12 protein-coding genes are annotated in these 16,599 nt (G+C 68.9%); 7 read left to right on the top strand and 5 right to left on the bottom strand.

The features are described from left to right. The first annotated feature begins 57 nt into the window (after positions 1 to 57). Positions 58 to 1,344, top strand: coding sequence for a glutaminase A (glsA, locus tag G6N14_RS04040; protein WP_085134657.1), 1,287 nt, complete (start codon positions 58 to 60; stop codon positions 1,342 to 1,344). On the opposite strand, the gene G6N14_RS04045 is transcribed toward glsA, so the two are convergent. Continuing rightward, complete coding sequence (locus G6N14_RS04045) at positions 1,341 to 2,945, bottom strand: adenylate/guanylate cyclase domain-containing protein (protein ID WP_085134658.1); 1,605 nt, start codon at positions 2,943 to 2,945, stop codon at positions 1,341 to 1,343. The two genes, glsA and G6N14_RS04045, sit on opposite strands and share 4 nt — an antisense overlap. Before the next feature lie 46 nt (positions 2,946 to 2,991). Here G6N14_RS04045 and nucS point away from each other — a divergent pair, with 46 nt between their 5' ends. From nucS to G6N14_RS04060, 3 genes are read left to right on the top strand one after another with little or no spacing between them, the layout of a single operon-like run. Then, positions 2,992 to 3,663 (top strand): endonuclease NucS, encoded by a 672-nt coding sequence (gene nucS / locus G6N14_RS04050; protein WP_046321236.1) that lies wholly within the window; start codon positions 2,992 to 2,994, stop codon positions 3,661 to 3,663. A gap of 45 nt (positions 3,664 to 3,708) precedes the next feature. Then, a complete protein-coding gene (locus tag G6N14_RS04055; protein WP_085134659.1) occupies positions 3,709 to 4,803 on the top strand; it encodes an NADH:flavin oxidoreductase in 1,095 nt (364 codons plus the stop codon). A 30-nt stretch (positions 4,804 to 4,833) separates the two neighbouring features. Continuing rightward, positions 4,834 to 5,127 (top strand): Rv1322 family protein, encoded by a 294-nt coding sequence (locus tag G6N14_RS04060; RefSeq protein WP_085134827.1) that lies wholly within the window; start codon positions 4,834 to 4,836, stop codon positions 5,125 to 5,127. A gap of 4 nt (positions 5,128 to 5,131) precedes the next feature. Here the strand turns inward: G6N14_RS04060 and mce are convergent, their stop codons facing one another. Beyond that, entirely contained in the window at positions 5,132 to 5,626 is a 495-nt protein-coding gene (gene mce / locus G6N14_RS04065) for a methylmalonyl-CoA epimerase (RefSeq protein WP_085134660.1), read from the bottom strand. An 81-nt stretch (positions 5,627 to 5,707) separates the two neighbouring features. Here mce and G6N14_RS04070 point away from each other — a divergent pair, with 81 nt between their 5' ends. Continuing rightward, positions 5,708 to 6,889: an acetyl-CoA C-acetyltransferase gene (locus tag G6N14_RS04070; protein WP_085134661.1), complete on the top strand. Its 1,182-nt coding sequence runs from the start codon at positions 5,708 to 5,710 to the stop codon at positions 6,887 to 6,889. A gap of 143 nt (positions 6,890 to 7,032) precedes the next feature. Next, positions 7,033 to 7,941 carry a tetratricopeptide repeat protein gene (locus G6N14_RS04075; protein ID WP_085134662.1) on the top strand — a complete coding sequence of 303 codons (909 nt, stop codon included), beginning with the start codon at positions 7,033 to 7,035 and terminating at the stop codon, positions 7,939 to 7,941. Between the two features lie 101 nt (positions 7,942 to 8,042). On the opposite strand, the gene glgB is transcribed toward G6N14_RS04075, so the two are convergent. Further along, entirely contained in the window at positions 8,043 to 10,259 is a 2,217-nt protein-coding gene (glgB, locus tag G6N14_RS04080; RefSeq protein ID WP_085134663.1) for a 1,4-alpha-glucan branching protein GlgB, read from the bottom strand. Then, positions 10,259 to 12,295 (bottom strand): alpha-1,4-glucan--maltose-1-phosphate maltosyltransferase, encoded by a 2,037-nt coding sequence (locus tag G6N14_RS04085; protein WP_085134828.1) that lies wholly within the window; start codon positions 12,293 to 12,295, stop codon positions 10,259 to 10,261. Before G6N14_RS04085 ends, glgB begins: the two co-directional genes overlap by 1 nt. 140 nt (positions 12,296 to 12,435) lie before the next feature. On the opposite strand from G6N14_RS04085, the gene glgP reads away from it, so the two are divergent. Continuing rightward, positions 12,436 to 15,018, top strand: a complete 2,583-nt coding sequence (gene glgP / locus G6N14_RS04090) for an alpha-glucan family phosphorylase (protein ID WP_085134664.1) — start codon at positions 12,436 to 12,438, stop codon at positions 15,016 to 15,018. 84 nt (positions 15,019 to 15,102) lie between these two features. On the opposite strand, the gene G6N14_RS04095 is transcribed toward glgP, so the two are convergent. Further along, complete coding sequence (locus G6N14_RS04095; RefSeq protein WP_407663156.1) at positions 15,103 to 16,473, bottom strand: neutral zinc metallopeptidase; 1,371 nt, start codon at positions 16,471 to 16,473, stop codon at positions 15,103 to 15,105. Positions 16,474 to 16,599: the final 126 nt, after the last annotated feature.

Genomic DNA, 16,599 nt, shown 5'->3' on the forward strand with positions numbered 1-16,599 from the left:
GGAAAAACGACACGACAGTGGCGGGCCTCGGTGCACCATGGGGGCTAGCATCGGTGCGTGGCGGCACTGGTGCAGCGGTACTTGGACGAGATCCTCGCCGAGCATGCCGGGGTGCACGACGGGAACCTGGCGAGCTACATCCCCGAACTCGCCCGGGTCGATCCCACCAGGTTCGGGCTGGCGCTGTCCTCCTCCGACGGCTACGTCTACGAATCCGGCGACGCCGGGACGCAGTTCACCATGCAGTCGATTTCCAAATCGTTCACCTACGCCCTGGCCCTCGATCAGCTCGGCCAGGCCGCCGTCGACGCCAGGATCGGTGTGGAACCGTCCGGTGAGGGCTTCAACAAGATCAGTGTCGATCAGGTCACCAACGTGCCCAAGAACCCGATGATCAATGCCGGCGCGATCGTGGCGTGCTCGCTGATCCCCGGCAAGACGGTCGCCGACCGTTTCGCGCTGATCCGGGAGTTCTTCAGCGCGTGTGCCGGACGCAGCCTGGACTTCGACGACGCCGTCTACGCCTCCGAGCGGGCCAGTGGGAGCCGCAATCGCGGGATCGCTTATCTGCTGGACAGTTTCGGCGCCCTGGGCTCGGACCCCGATGACGCCCTGGACCTCTACATCCGCCAGTGTTCGCTCAAAGTCACCAGCACGGACCTTGCCCGGATGGCGGTGACGCTGGCGCGCGGCGGTCTCAACCCGCTGACGGGGCGCCAAGTCACCGGTGCGGCGGTGGTGCGCCGCACCCTGTCGGTCATGGTCACCTGCGGCATGTACGACGCGGCGGGCGAGTGGGTCAGCGCAGTCGGCATGCCGGCCAAGAGCGGGGTGGCGGGCGGCATCGTGGCCGTGCTGCCCGGCCAGATCGGCATCGGCGTCTATTCGCCGCGGATTGATGCCAAGGGCAACAGCGTACGTGGGATGCTGGTGTGCCGGAGCCTTTCTCGCCAGCTCGGGCTGCACTTTCTGACGGTGAGCAGCGACGCGCATGCCGCCATCCGCGGAGTGTATTCACCCCGCCCGGGAATCCGGGTCTACGAGGTGCACGGCGACCTGTTGTTCGCCGGCGCCGAGCAGGTGGCCCGCACCGCGACCCGCGAATGCGCCGAGTTCGACGTCGCGATCCTGGATGTCTCGCGGCTGCATGCGATCAGCGAGCCTTCGCGGGCGCTGCTTGCGGGGCTGGCCGAGGAGTTGCGGGCGCTGGGCAAGCAGGGCCTGCTGGTCGATCCGTCCGGCTCGGTGACGCCCGACCCGGCGGCCTACTCCGGGCTGGTGTTCGCCTCCGTCGAGCAGGCGCTGGCCGAGACCGCGCAGTGGGAGCAACCGCTTCCCGGTTAGAGCGGGTTGGCCAGCACCGTGGGTTCGTCGTAGCCGCGCAACACGATCGAATCACCCACCACCCAGTGGGCCTGCTCGCTGATGCTGGCCGCGTACATGGTCTTGGCCGTCGTCAGCAGTGGCACGGGTTGGGCTTTGGCCAACTCGCAGAGCCGGGCGGCCTCGTTGACCGGCTCGCCGATCACGGTGTACTCGAAGCGTTCCTTGGCGCCGACGTTTCCGGCGACCACCTGCCCGGCCGCCACCCCGATTCCCGCCCGGATCTCCGGCACCTCCTCGGCCAGCCGGTACAGGATGCCCCGCGCCGCGGCCAAGGCCTCGTCCTCGGGCTGATCAAGGTGGTTCGGTGCGCCGAATATCGCCAGCGTCGCGTCGCCCTCGAATTTGTTGATCAGCCCATGGTGGCGGTCGACCTCGTCGACCACCACCGCGAAGAAGCGGTTCAGCAATGCGACCACCTCAGTAGCCCGGCAGGCGGTCACAATCTTGGTCGAACCGACGATGTCGACGAAAAGCACTGCGACATGGCGCTCTTCGCCGCCCAGTTGGATCTGGTCGCGTTCCGCGGCTGCGGCGACGTCGCGCCCGACATGGCGGCCGAACAGGTCGCGCACCCGTTCACGCTCCCGCAACCCGTGCACCATCGCATTGAAGCCGCTCTGCAGCTCGCCGAGTTCGGTTCCGTCGAACACCACCAGATCACCTTGTAGGTCGCCCCTTTCGACGCGCCGCAGCGCCGCGCGCACCACCCGGACCGGAGTGGCGGTGAGCCAGGCCAGGATCAGCATCAGCAGGAAGCCGAAGGTGAGGGTGGTCACCGAGGCGATCAGCACGGCGACGCCCAACTGCTCCAAGGTCAGATTTTTGAGCACCACGGCAAAAAGTGCCGCCAGGGCGATGCCCAGGATCGGGACGCCCGAGGTGAGCAGCCAGACCATCATGGTTCGGCCCATGATCCCCGACACCATGCGCCGCGGGGGAGGGCCGGCGGCCAGGGCCTGGGCGGCCACCGGCCGCAACGCGAACTCGGTGAACAGGTAGGTGGCGGTGGACACCAGCGAGCCGCAGACGCACAGCGAGAACCCGATGATGGGGATGAAGATCTTGTCGGAGATCCCGTAGAGCACGGTGAACAACACCGTCGCCACACCCCACAGACCCAGCACGACCTGTGCCACCCGAAACGGCGTGAGGAAGGCGTTGCGTTCGTCCTCGGGAGTCGGCGGCTGTTCCTCGATGGCCCAGCGCAACTTTTTGATGGTGTGCCGGGTGACGCCGAAGGTGCCTGCGATCAATGCGGTGAGCACATAGCCCGGCGCCAACCCGTAGGTCAGCCAGCCCGGGGCGTCCCGGAACACACTGGGCACCGGAAAAGCCACTGTCACCAGGAGAATTTCCACCGCGACACCGGTCAGATTCGTCCCCACCACCACGATGGTCAAGATGAACTGGATACGAATGCGGCGCAGGTACTGACTTTCCGACACCCGGCCCAGCAGCCACGAGCCGTACTCCGGTGTCTCGGGCAGCCGACCGCTCTGACGGGTGAGCAACTCCAGCACTCGACCCAGCCGTTGCGCGATCGTCTTCGGCGGCTTCATCGTGGCGTAAGAATAGTTGCTCGGCTGGGCCTTTAAGGTGGTTCGGATGCGACTCGTGATCGCCCAGTGCACCGTCGACTACGTCGGCCGACTCACCGCACACCTGCCGTCGGCCCGGCGACTGCTGCTGCTCAAAGCCGACGGGTCGGTCAGCGTGCACGCCGACGACCGTGCCTATAAGCCGCTGAACTGGATGAGTCCACCGTGCCGGCTCACCGAGGAGACCGACGGGCAGTGCCCGGTCTGGGTGGTGGCGAACAAGACCGGCGATCAGCTGCGGATCACCATCGAGGAGATCGAGCACGACTCCAGCCACGAACTGGGCGTGGACCCCGGCCTGGTCAAGGACGGCGTCGAGGCGCAGTTGCAGGCGTTGCTGGCAGAACATGTCGAGCTGCTCGGCGAGGGCTACTCCCTGGTGCGGCGCGAGTACATGACCGCGATCGGCCCGGTGGACCTGTTGTGCCGCGACGAGAACGGACGGGCGGTCGCCGTGGAGATCAAGCGGCGTGGCGAGATCGACGGAGTGGAACAGCTCACCCGGTACCTGGAACTGCTCAACCGCGACAGCCTGCTGGCGCCGGTCAGCGGGGTGTTCGCCGCCCAACAGATCAAGCCGCAGGCGCGCACGCTGGCCACCGACCGCGGCATCCGCTGCCTGACATTGGATTACGACGCGATGCGCGGCCTGGACAGCGACGAGTACCGGCTGTTCTGAGAGCCGGCCGGAATAGTCCGGCCCGGCCCGACGTTGGAGCCCACCGTGGCATTAGACGATCTCTTCCAGCCGCTGACGGTGCGCTCGCTGACGGTGCCCAACCGGTTCGCCATGGCACCGATGACCCGCCAGGCCTCGCCAGACGGCGTTCCGGGCGCCGATGTGGCCGAGTACTACCGGCGGCGGGCCGCGGGCGGTGTCGGGCTGATCATCACCGAGGGCATTCGGCTACCGGACCCGGCTGCGGGATACCCCGCCAGCGTGCCGACGCTCGCGGGCGACGACGTGCTCGCCGGCTGGGCGCGAGTCATCGAGCAGGTCCACGCCGAGGGCGCCACGATCGCTGCGCAGCTGTGGCACCAGGGCGTCGAGCGCCGCGACGACGACGGCGTGCAACCGGTGGGCCCGTCGGGCGTCGACGGGCTCGGGCAGCCCCGCGGCCGCGCGCTGCGGACCGATGAACTCGCCGAGGTTGCACAGCTCTTTGCCACCAGTGCCGCCACCGCACGAGACCTCGGCTTCGACGCGGTTGAGATCCACGGTGCCCACGGATATCTGCTCGATCAATTCCTGTGGGAGCGCACGAATCGGCGTACCGACGGCTACGGCGGCTCCTCGGCGGCCCGGACGCGCTTTCCGGCCGAAGTGGTCGCGGCCATCCGCGCGGCGGTGGGCCCCGACTATCCGATCATCTACCGCTTCTCCCAGTGGAAGGGAACCGATTACGCGGCGTCCATCGCCGAGCGCCCAGAACAGCTCCAGGAGCTGCTCATGCCCTTGGTGGCCGCCGGCGTCGATGTCCTGCATCCCTCGACGCGGCGACACTACGAACCCGGGTTCCCCGATCACGACCCGCACGTGAGCCTCGCCGGATGGACCAAGAGGCTCACCGGACAGCCGGTGATCGCGGTGGGATCGGTGGGGCTGGAGACGCAGTTCCGCGCGGAGAAACGCGGCCAGGTGATCCAGCCGGCTCCCATCGACCGGGTGGTCGAACAGTTCGAGGCCGGCGAGTTCGATGTGGTGGCGATCGGACGAGCCCTGCTCACCGAACCGAACTGGGTGGACATGCTGCGCGACGGCCAGCTGGGCGGGTTCGGCGGCTACGACGCCGCAGCCGCCCTATCAGCACTCGCCTGAGGGCGGGCGACTGGTCCTAGGCTGGTGGTCATGGCACGTCGTCGCGGATCGTCGCGTGCGCAACCGCTTCCGGCGTTGCGTATGCCACCGCGCATCCAGACCGGGCCGGACGGCTACGACTATGTGGTCCAGTCCATCGCCGGTGCCCGGGCGGTCAAGATCTATCGATGCCCGGGATGTGATCATGAGATCCGTTGCGGCGTCGCGCATGTGGTGACATGGCGGGCCGACTCAAGTGACTCCGCCGGCGAGGATCGCCGGCATTGGCATACCCCGTGCTGGGCGAACCGGGACAACCGGCGCCCGACGCGCAAGTGGTCCTGAGGCGTTAGTGCGACGCCGGGGCCTCGCTCGCCGGCTCGACCAGCTCGACCAGCACGCCGCCGGCGTCCTTGGGGTGGATGAAGTTGATGCGCGAGTTCGACGTGCCGCGCCGCGGGACCTCATAGAGCAGGCGAACGCCCTGCTCGCGCAGCCGCTCTGAGAGGGCGTCGATGTCGCTGGTGCGATAGGCCAGCTGCTGCAGGCCCGGGCCGCGCTTGTCCAGGAACTTCGCGATGGTCGACGTCTCGTCGATCGGGGCCATCAGCTGAAGCTGCGCGCTGCCGACCGGGGCGCCGCGTACCGTCAGCATCGCCTCGACGATGCCCTGCTCCTCGTTGACCTCTTCGTGCAGCACGATCATGCCGAGCTTGTCGTGGTACCACTTCTTGGCAGCTTCGAGGTCCGGGACCGCGATACCGACGTGGTCGACAGCGGTCACCAGGGCCGAGGCCAGGGCGGGGCGTACCTCGCAGGAGTCAGCGACGGATTCGGTCGTCATAAAGCAACGGTAACCTGGGCGGAAACATCGCGCTGAGCCGACCGGAAGATCGGCCCCAGAAGACCTGCCCAGGAGGTAGTAATGACGACATCGGTGATCGTTGCTGGGGCTCGGACCCCGATCGGCCGCTTGATGGGTTCGTTGAAGGATTTCTCCGGCAGTGACCTGGGTGCTGTTGCCATCGCCGGGGCGCTGGAGAAGGCTCAGGTCCCGGCGTCGCTGGTGGAATACGTCATCATGGGCCAGGTGCTCACCGCCGGGGCGGGCCAGATGCCGGCCCGGCAGGCGGCGGTGGCGGCCGGTATCGGCTGGGACGTGCCGACCCTGACCATCAACAAGATGTGCCTGTCGGGAATCAACGCCATCGCCATGGCCGACCAGCTGATCCGCGCCGGAGAATTCGACGTGGTGGTGGCCGGCGGCCAGGAATCGATGAGCAAGGCCCCGCACCTGTTGCTGGACAGCCGGTCGGGCTACAAGTACGGCGACGTGACGGTGCGCGACCACCTCGCCTACGACGGCCTGCATGACGTCTTCACCGACCAGCCGATGGGTGCTCTGACCGAGCAGCGCAACGATGTGGACAAGTTCACCCGCGCCGAGCAGGACGAGTTCGCCGCCGAGTCGCACCGCAGGGCCGCCGCGGCCTGGAAGGACGGCGTGTTCGAAGACGAGGTGGTGCCGGTGAAGATCCCGCAGCGTAAGGGCGATCCGCTGGAGTTCACCGAGGACGAGGGCATCCGCGCCAACACCACCGCGGAGTCGCTTGCCGGGCTCAAGCCGGCGTTCCGCTCCGACGGCACCATCACCGCCGGTTCGTCGTCGCAGATCTCCGACGGCGCCGCCGCGGTGGTGGTGATGAGCAAAGCCAAGGCGCAGGAGCTGGGCCTGGACTGGCTGTGTGAGATCGGGGCGCACGGGGTGGTCGCCGGGCCGGACTCGACCCTGCAGTCGCAGCCGGCCAACGCCATCAAGAAGGCGATCGCCCGCGAGGGCATCTCGGTCGACCAACTCGACGTGGTGGAGATCAACGAGGCGTTCGCGGCGGTGTCGCTGGCCTCGACCCGGGAGCTGGGCGTGGACCCCGCCGTGGTCAACGTGCACGGCGGTGCGATCGCCGTGGGGCACCCGATCGGGATGTCGGGGGCGCGGATCACCCTGCACGCCGCCCTGGAGCTCAAGCGGCGCGGCTCGGGCTACGCGGTGGCCGCGCTGTGCGGTGCCGGCGGCCAGGGGGACGCGCTGATTCTGCGCGCCGGGTAGCGGCTGCCCTGCGCTTCCGGTGTTGCTGGGGCCGGGGCAGTGTCCCGCCCGGCCGCGTCGTGTGATCTTCGTCATAGCGGGGAGGGGGCGCGGGCAAACGGCCCTCAGCGGCACCGTGCGGGCGGCGTGACAGACTTGACGGCGTGACGCGTCCTCGACCCCCGATCGGACCGGCCTTGGCCGGAGCAGTGGACTTGTCCGGCCTCAAGAAGCCGGCTCCATCCGGCGGCGCCGCCGGCGGCACCGCCGCCGCCCCGTCGGGCGCCACCGAGATCACCGAGGCCAACTTCGAAGACGAGGTGCTGGTCCGGTCCAACCAGGTGCCGGTGGTGGTGTTGCTGTGGTCGCCGCGCAGCGAGGCCTGCCTCCAGCTGGCCGACACCCTGGCCGCGCTGGCGCAGGCCGACAACGCGGGCGGCCCGGCCAAGTGGGCGTTGGCCACCGTCAACGTCGACGTCGCCCCGCGGGTGGCGCAGGTGTTCGGCGTGGACGCGGTGCCCACGGTGGTGGCCCTGGCGGCCGGCCAGCCGGTCACCAGCTTTCAGGGCCCCCAGCCGCCCGATCAGCTGCGTCGCTGGGTGGACTCGCTGGTGTCGGCCACCGCGGGCAAGCTTGCCGGCGACGCCGAGCAGCCCGAGCAGGTGGATCCGAAGCTGGCGCAGGCCCGCGACCACCTCGACGCGGGCGACTTCTCCGCGGCGCGCGTCGCCTACCAGGCTCTGCTGGACGCCGACCCCAACCACAACGAGGCCAAGGGGGCGCTGCGCCAGCTCGCCTTCCTGGAGCGGGCGACCAGCCGGCAGCCCGATGCGCCGGCCCGCGCCGACGCCGACCCCGACGACATCGAGGCCGCTTTCGCCGCCGCCGATGTGCAGATCCTCAACCAGGACGTCACTGCCGCCTTCGACCGGTTGATCGCCCTGGTGCGACGTACCTCCGGCGACGAGCGCACCCAGGTACGGACCCGGCTGGTGGAGCTGTTCGAGCTGTTCGACCCGGCCGACCCCGAGGTCATCGCCGGTCGCCGCAACCTGGCCAACGCCCTGTACTGACACCGGGCGAGTCTCCAGGGCGAGCAGACAGAGAATCGCACTCCGCTACGCGGATTAGTGCGATTCTCTGTCTGCTCGCGGTAGTGGCCGTGCCCCGCGGGCTACTCCGGGGCGAGCCACACCGCCGACAAGGCCGGTAAGACCAGCACCGCCGAGGCCGGCCGGCCGTGCCACGGGCTGTCGACGGCTTCGACGCCGCCCAGGTTGCCCTGGCCCGAACCCCGATAGCCGACCGCATCGGTGTTGAGCACCTCGCGCCAGCGGCCCGCCCGCGGCAGCCCGAGGTGGTAGTCGGTGTGGGCGACGCCGGCGAAGTTGAACACGCAGGCCAGCACCGAACCGTCGGTGCCGTAGCGCAGGAAGCTCAGCACGTTGTTGGCCGAGTCGTTGGCGTCGATCCACGAGTAGCCGCGGGGGTCGGCGTCCTGGGTCCACAGGGCGGGCAGCGCCCGGTAATGGGCGTTGAGGTCGCCGACCAGGCGCAGGATGCCGGGGGAGTAGCCGTCGGGCTCGACGGCGGGATCGAGCTGAAACCAGTCGACGCCGCGTTCGTTGCACCACTCGCTGCGCTGGCCGAACTCCTGGCCCATGAACAGCAACTGCTTGCCGGGGTGGGCCCACTGGTAGGCCAGCAGTGCTCGCAGGCCCGCGGCCTTGTGGTGGTCGTCTCCCGGCATCCTCGACCACAATGTGCCCTTGCCGTGCACCACCTCGTCATGGCTGATCGGCAACACGTAGTGCTCGCTGAACGCGTACAGCATCGAGAACGTCATGTTGTGGTGGTGATAGCTGCGGTGCACCGGATCATGACCCAGATAGGCCAGGGTGTCGTGCATCCAGCCCATGTTCCATTTCATCGAAAACCCGAGGCCGCCGAGGCCGGTGTCCCGGGTGACCCCCGGCCAGGAGGTGGACTCCTCGGCGATGGTCACAATGCCCGGCGCGACCCGGTGGGTGGTCGCGTTGAGCTCCTGCAGGAACTGCACCGCCTCCAGATTCTCGCGGCCCCCATAGATGTTGGGGGTCCACCCGCCGTGCGGCCGCGAGTAGTCCAGGTAGAGCATCGATGCGACGGCGTCCACCCGTAGCCCGTCCACGTGGAACTCGGTCAGCCAGTACAGGGCGTTGGCGACCAGGAAGTTGCGCACCTCCGGTCGGCCGAAGTCGAACACGTAGGTGCCCCAGTCGAGTTGCTCACCGCGGCGCGGATCGGAATGCTCATACAGCGGGGTCCCGTCGAACCGGCCGAGCGCCCAGTCGTCCTTGGGGAAGTGCGCCGGGACCCAGTCCACGATCACCCCGATGCCGGCGCCGTGCAGCGCGTCGACCAGCGCCCGGAAGTCGTCGGGGGAGCCGAAGCGGGCGGTCGGAGCGTAGTACGAGGTCACCTGATAACCCCAGGACCCGCCGAAGGGATGCTCGGCGACCGGCAGCAGTTCCACATGGGTGAAGCCCCGGTGTGCGACGTATTCGGTCAGTTCCACCGCGAGCTGGCGGTAGCTCAGACCGGGACGCCAGGAGCCCAGATGGACCTCGTAGGTGCTCATCGGCTCGTTCACCGGGTCACGCCGGGCGCGTTGCGCCATCCACTCGGAGTCATTCCACGTGTAGTGGCTCGAGGTCACCACCGAGGCGGTGCGCGGCGGCACCTCGGTGGCGAAGGCGAAGGGGTCGGCGCGCTCGGTGACCGCGCCGTCGGCTCCATGCACGCGGAACTTGTAGAGACCGCCGGCGGGGAAGTCCGGCCAGAACAGCTCCCAGACACCGGAGAACCCCAACGACCGCAGCGGTGCGTCGTCACCGGACCACCCGTTGAAGTCACCGATCAGGCTCACGCCGGTGGCGTTGGGGGCCCACACCGCGAAGGACACGCCGGACACCTCGCCGTCCGGTGTGGTGAAGGTGCGCCGATGAGCGCCCAGCACCTCCCAGAGACGTTCATGGCGCCCCTCGGCGAACAGGTACAGGTCCAGTTCCCCCAGGGTCGGGGCAAACCGGTAGCCGTCGGCGACCAGGCACACACCGGTGGGTTCGGCGAACTCGGCCGATTCGGGGTAGTGCACCTCCAGCCGGTAATCGGGCAGGCCGGTGAACGGCAGAGCCGCCGCGAACAGTCCGGATCCGAGGTCACGCATGACGAATCGCTGCCCACCGGTGATCACCACCACCCGGTGGGCCCGCGGACGCAACGTCCGGATGATCGTGGTTCTACCGACCTCGTGCGCGCCCAGGATGGCGTGCGGATCGTGGTGTTCGCCGGCGAGCAGCCGCGCCAGGTCGGCAGCCGCGGGCGCCAGGTGTCGGGTGGCGGGGGCCATCAACGGCGCAGCAGTTCGGTGCGGCTGCCGGCGTTGATCGGCGGCATCGTCACGATGTGGGCGACCGCGCGTGCCGGGTCCAGCCGCACGTAGTTGTCCTGACCCCAGTTGTAGTCCTCTCCGCTGATCTGGTCGCGCACCCAGAACCGTTGGTAGTCCGGCATTCCCAGCGCCCACATATCCAGGTGCAGGGTCGCCTCCTCGGCGCTGAACGGATTCAGCGTGACGACCACCAGCACGGTGTCGCCGGTGGCCGGGTCGAATTTGCTGTAGGCCAGCAGCGCGTCGTTGTCCACATGGTGGAAGCGGATGGTGCGCAGCTGGTCGAACGCCGGATGCAGCCGGCGAATCTCGTTGAGCCGGGCGATGAACGGCTCCAGCGAACGGCCCGCCGCCACGGCGCCGGCGAAGTCGCGCGGCCGGAGCTCGTACTTTTCGGAGTCCAGGTATTCCTCGCTGCCTTCGTGCAGTGCACGGTCTTCGAACAACTCGAAGCCGGAGTACACGCCCCAGGCCGGGCTCAGCGTCGCGGCCAGCACCGCGCGGATCGCGAACATTCCCGGACCGCCGTGTTGCAGGCTGGCGTGCAGGATGTCGGGGGTGTTGACGAACAGATTCGGCCGGCGGAAGTCGGCGAACTCTGCGATCTGCATGCCGAACTCGGTGATCTCGGCTTTGGTCGTGCGCCAGGTGAAGTAGGTGTAGGACTGGGTGAAGCCCAGCTTGGCCAAGCCGTACTGGCGAGCCGGTGGGGTGAACGCCTCGGACAGGAACAGGACGTCCGGGTCGATGTTCTTGACGGCGGCGATCAGCCAGAGCCAGAAATCAGGTGGTTTGGTGTGCGGGTTGTCCACCCGAAAGATCTTGACGCCGTGCTCCATCCAGAACTGCACCACCCGCAGCACCTCGGCATACAGACCGGCCGGGTCGTTGTCGAAGTTCAGCGGATAGATGTCCTGGTACTTCTTCGGCGGGTTCTCGGCGTAGGCGATGGTCCCGTCGGGCAGTTCGGTGAACCACTCCCGATGCCCGGTGGCCCAGGGGTGATCCGGTGCGCACTGCAGCGCCAGGTCGAGTGCGACTTCCAGATTCAGCCGCTGTGCTGCCGCGACGAACGCGTCGAAATCGTCGATGTCACCCAGCTGCGGATGCACCGCGTCGTGGCCGCCCTCGGCGCTGCCGATGGCCCACGGCGAGCCGACGTCGCCGGGTTCGGCGGTCGCGGAGTTGTTGCGGCCCTTGCGATGGACCCGGCCGATGGGATGGACCGGCGGCAGGTACACCACGTCGAAACCCATCTCGGCGATCCGGGGCAGGGCCGCCGCCGCGGTGGCGAAGGTGCCGTGCACCGGCCGGCCGTCGGAATCCCAGCCACCGGTGGAGCGGGGGAACATTTCGTACCACGCACCGCTGCGCGCCGCCGGCCGGTCCACCCACACCTGGTGCTCGGCGCTGGGGGTCACCAGCTCCCGCAGCGGGTGGCGGGCCAGCAGCTCGTCCAGATCCGCCGACAGCGCCGGGGCGGCCCTGTACAGCGGATCGCCCGGCGCGCGCAGTGCCGCGGCGGCCGCCAGCACGGGTTTGCGCAGGGCCGCCGGAGCGCCGGCCGCGGCCCGGTCCAGCAGCTCGGCGCCGATCACCAGGTCATTGGAGAGCTCGGCCGCACCCTGGCCGGCGTCCAGTTTGGCCGTAACCGCCTCGCGCCAGCTCTGCAGCGGATTGCCCCAGCCTTCGACCCCGAACGCCCACAAGCCGACGGCGTCGGGGCAAAACGCCCCGTGGAACACATAGGCGTCGAAACCGGTGTGCATGGGCAGGCGCAGCGCCGAGCCGGGCGACGCGGCGGACGCGACGTCCCCGGGCAGCGGATAGCGCCGCCCCAGGTAGCGCACCACCAATGTCGCTGCGACGGCCTCATGGCCTTCTCGCCAGACCGTGGCCTTGACCGGCACGGTCTCCCCGACCACGGCCTTGGCCGGATAGCGGCCGCACGAGACGACCGGTGCGACATCGTCGACCTCGACTCGGCCAGCCACCGCACTCCGTTCGTCGTCGGGCTGTATGCGCCCACGGTAGCCGCCGCCCGGGTGGGCTGGCATTACGCAACATGTTCGCAACCGAATTGTCAGGTCTGGGGGACAGTCCCAGATTCGCGTCGCCGGTAGTGTGGTCAAGCGTGAAGGCCCTCCGCCGGTTCACCGTTCGCGCCCACCTGCCCGAGAGGCTGCTGGCGCTTGAGCAGCTGTCGATGAACCTGCGCTGGTCCTGGGAGCAACCCACCCAGGAGTTGTTCGCCGCCATCGATCCCGAACTGTGGGACGGCTGCGGGCGTGACCCGGTGGCACTGCTGGGCGCGGTGAGCCCGGGGCGCCTGGAGGCGCTGGCCGGCGATCACGGATTCACCTCCCGGCTCGACGCGCTGTCTGCCGACCTCACCGCGTACCTGACGAAGCCCCGGTGGTATCAGCACCGCCAGGACGACGGCGCCGCGCTGCCGACGGCGATCGCCTACTTCTCCATGGAGTTCGGCGTCGCCGAGGCGCTGCCGAACTACTCGGGCGGGCTGGGAATTCTGGCCGGGGACCACCTGAAGTCGGCATCGGATCTGGGTGTGCCGTTGATCGCGGTCGGGCTCTACTACCGCTCCGGCTATTTCCGGCAAGCGCTGACCGCCGACGGCTGGCAACGGGAGACCTATCCCGCGCTGGACCCGCAGGGGCTGCCGTTGCGGCTGCTCGTCGAGGCCGACGGCACACCGGTGCTGATCGAGGTGGCCCTGCCCGGTGCCGGCCGGTTACGGGCCAGGGTGTGGGTGGCCCAGGTCGGCCGAGTGCCGTTGTTGCTGCTGGATTCCGACATCGGAGAGAACCCGCACCAGCTGCGGGGCATCACCGATCGGTTGTACGGCGGCGACCAGGAGCACCGAATCCGCCAGGAGATCCTGGCCGGGGTCGGCGGGGTGCGGGCGATCCGGGAGTTCACCCGGCTGCAGGGCATGCCCGCCCCTGAGGTGTTCCACATGAACGAGGGCCATGCCGGCTTCCTGGGCGTGGAGCGCATCCGCGAACTGATCGCCGAGCAGGGCCTGGATTTCGACACCGCTCTGACCGTGGTGCGCTCGGCGACTGTGTTCACCACCCACACACCGGTGCCGGCCGGAATCGACCGGTTCCCCACGGAGATGGTGCGCCGCTACTTCGATGACGGCGGTCAGGCTCTGGTCCCCGGGGTGCCCACCGAGCGGGTCATGGAACTGGGCGTCGAACACGATCCGGCCATGTTCAACATGGCCCATATGGGCCTGCGCCTGGCGCAGCGGGCCAACGGTGTCTCGCGGCTGCACGGTCGGGTGAGCCGGGCCATGTTCAACGACCTGTGGCCGGGTTTCGACGCCGACGAGGTGCCGATCGGCTCGATCACCAACGGGGTGCATGCGCCGAGTTGGGCGGCGCCGCCGTGGCTGCAGCTGAGCCGCGACGTGGGCGCCGCCGACTCCACCGCCTCGCCCGCGGCCTGGCAGCGCATTGCGCAGGTCGACCCGGTGGCGTTGTGGGCGATCCGCTCGCAACTGCGCGCCCTGCTGGTCGACGAAGTCCGGTTGCGGCTGTTGCAGTCCGGGCTGCAGCGCGGCTCCTCGGAGGCCGAACTGGGCTGGATCGCCACGGCGTTCGACCCCGACGTGCTGACCATCGGGTTCGCCCGCCGGGTGCCGACCTACAAGCGGTTGACGCTGATGCTGCGCGATCCCGAGCGGTTGGAGCGCCTGCTGCTCGACGAGCAGCGCCCGGTCCAGTTGATCGTCGCGGGCAAATCCCATCCGGCCGACGAAGGCGGCAAGGCGCTGATTCAGCAGGTGGTGCGCTTCGCCGACCGTCCGGAGGTGCGGCACCGGATCGCCTTCCTTCCCGACTACGACATGTCGATGGCACGGCGGCTGTACTCCGGATGCGATGTCTGGCTGAACAATCCGCTGCGGCCGCTGGAGGCCTGCGGCACCTCGGGGATGAAGAGCGCGCTCAACGGCGGCCTGAACCTGTCGATCCGCGACGGCTGGTGGGACGAGTGGTTCGACGGGGAGAACGGCTGGGCGATCCCCACCGCCGACGGCGTTGCCGATGAGAATCGTCGTGACGACCTGGAAGCCGCGGCACTCTACGACTTGCTGGCCACCTCGGTGGTGCCCAAGTTCTACGACCGCGATGAGCGCGGCGTGCCACCGCGCTGGATCGAGATGGTGCACCACACCCTGCAGACGCTGGGCCCCAAAGTGTTGGCAACGCGCATGGTGCAGGACTACGTGGAGCGGTGTTATGCGCCGGCGGCGTTGTCGGTGCGGCGCACCCGCGAGCCGATTGACGGCGTGTCCTACGGTGCGGCACGTCAACTGGCCGACTACCGGCGCCGGGCGGAGGCGGCCTGGCCGCACATCGAGATCACCGACGTCGACAGCACCGGCTTACCCGATGCGCCTTGGCTCGGTTCGGAATTGACGCTGACGGCCTCGGTGCGCCTGGCCGGACTTCGGCCCGACGAGGTGGTGGTGCAGGCGGTGCTCGGCCGGGTGGATTCCGGTGACACGCTGCTGGATCCGGTCAAAGTGGCGATGTCGCACTCGCATACCGGCGCCGACGGAACCGAGGTGTTCTCCACCACCAGCCGGCTGCCGGTCGCCGGGTCGGTGGGCTACACCGTACGGGTGTTGCCCAGCCACCCGCTGCTGTCCGGTGACGCCGAGCTGGGGCTGGTCACGCTGGCCTGAGCGCGCCAACCCGACCGCGAGCAGACGCAGAATCGCACGTCCGACGCACGTCGGGTGCGATTCTGCGTCTGCTCGCCGAAGGGCTCAGGGGAAGCGGCCCAGGCAGTGATCGAAATCGCCGAGCACCCCGGTGCGGTAGGCGTCGATGCGGGAGAAACCGGCCGGTACCGACTCGCCGTTGACGTCGCCGGCCGCCAGGCCGTTGGTCAACAACCCGGCGACGGCTTCGTCGAGGTCGCCCGCGGTCAGCGCGATCCGGCCCCCATTGGAGGTGGTGACGCCCTGCGACAGCAGGGTGGTCGCCACTCCGGTAAGGCACGCGGTGCGCAGCGCGGCGGCGGCATTGTCGAGCACCAGCCCGCCGTGTTCGATCTGAACCCGCTGCAGGTAGCGCGAGATCAACACCGAATAGGCGGTGTTGTCGCCGGACAGCGTCGCCAGCTTCTGGTCCTTGCTGGGGGTGCCCATGGCCTGCAGCGCGGGCAGGTCGATCGCGATGGTGTTGGTCGCCGGACAGTACGAGGCCGGTGAGCTTGGGCGCGCATCGGGGCACGGCGATGCAGCCGGGGCGTCGAAGGCCAGCTTGGGCGGCTGGGCCGGCGTGAAGGCGATGTTCATCGCGTCAACGACCAGCCGCACCGAATCCTCGCTGACCGGCACTTCGCCGGTTTCGTTCTGTTGCAACTGAACAGGCAGTTCGCCGCGCCGCTGCTCGATCTCCTTGGCGTCAATGCCCGCACACGAATCGGCGCCGTCGGTGAACCCGAACTGAAAAGCCGAGATCCGCTCGAAAGCCGAGCCGTGCTCGTTGTTGCCGATCGTCTCGCCGGGATTCAGCAACGGATCGCGCAGCGCGAGCATCGCGGCCAACACGCCGTTGAGCCCGTCGCCGGTGCTCAAGGTGAAGCGGGGGGAGTCGCCCTGGGCCACCCACCGCAGATAGACCCCGGCCAGGCAGTCGGCCTGCTGCTCGGCCACCAGGGTCGGGGTTTGGCGCCGTTTGGTGATCCCGGCCGTCCGGGCGATCGCGTGGCCGTACTCGTGGGCCAGCACCATGGCGATGGCCATGTCGCCGTAGGCGCTGCGCAGCGCGGGCAGCAGCAGCCGGCGATCCCAGCCGATGGTGTTGTCCAGGTAGCAGTAGGCGGCGTTGACCAGCAGGAAAGTCCGGTTACCGCAGAACTTTCCGCGTGGTTGCCCGGGATCCCACGACACCAGCGCCTTGGCGGACCGGAAATCGCCGTCGAAGGTGTTGGGGTAGGTGGTGGTCCAAAACGCCTCGAGGTCGCTGACTGACTGGGCGGCCAGCGAATCGATGCGACCGCCGTCGGTGCCTCGGACCTCCCGGGTCGGCGCCGGAGCGTCGGGGCGCAGGCCGGTGGGGCCGTCGACGGCCTGCAGGCCCCCCACCCGGAACGGGTCGGCGAAGATCGACACCGGTGTCCCGTCGATCATCCGGGCGCAGCCGCTCAGCAACAGCACCAGCGTGCAGGCGGTGACGAGAACACGGCGGTTCAGCGAGCCTCGACGACGGAGAGGCGAAGCTGGGGCCGCCGCATCTACACGGTGCCGTCGGGGGGC

This window comes from Mycolicibacter hiberniae (assembly GCF_010729485.1).
Lineage (GTDB): Bacteria > Actinomycetota > Actinomycetes > Mycobacteriales > Mycobacteriaceae > Mycobacterium > Mycobacterium hiberniae.

Bases quoted from the DNA above. Each gene is read 5' to 3' on its own strand.
- G6N14_RS04095 (WP_407663156.1), bottom strand. From the start codon at position 16,473: ATGATCGACGGGACACCGGTGTCGATCTTCGCCGACCCGTTCCGGGTG.
- G6N14_RS04060 (WP_085134827.1), top strand. From the start codon at position 4,834: ATGGCACGTCGTCGCGGATCGTCGCGTGCGCAACCGCTTCCGGCGTTG.
- nucS (WP_046321236.1), top strand. From the start codon at position 2,992: ATGCGACTCGTGATCGCCCAGTGCACCGTCGACTACGTCGGCCGACTC.
- glgB (WP_085134663.1), bottom strand. From the start codon at position 10,259: ATGGCCCCCGCCACCCGACACCTGGCGCCCGCGGCTGCCGACCTGGCG.
- mce (WP_085134660.1), bottom strand. From the start codon at position 5,626: ATGACGACCGAATCCGTCGCTGACTCCTGCGAGGTACGCCCCGCCCTG.
- G6N14_RS04070 (WP_085134661.1), top strand. From the start codon at position 5,708: ATGACGACATCGGTGATCGTTGCTGGGGCTCGGACCCCGATCGGCCGC.
- G6N14_RS04045 (WP_085134658.1), bottom strand. From the start codon at position 2,945: ATGAAGCCGCCGAAGACGATCGCGCAACGGCTGGGTCGAGTGCTGGAG.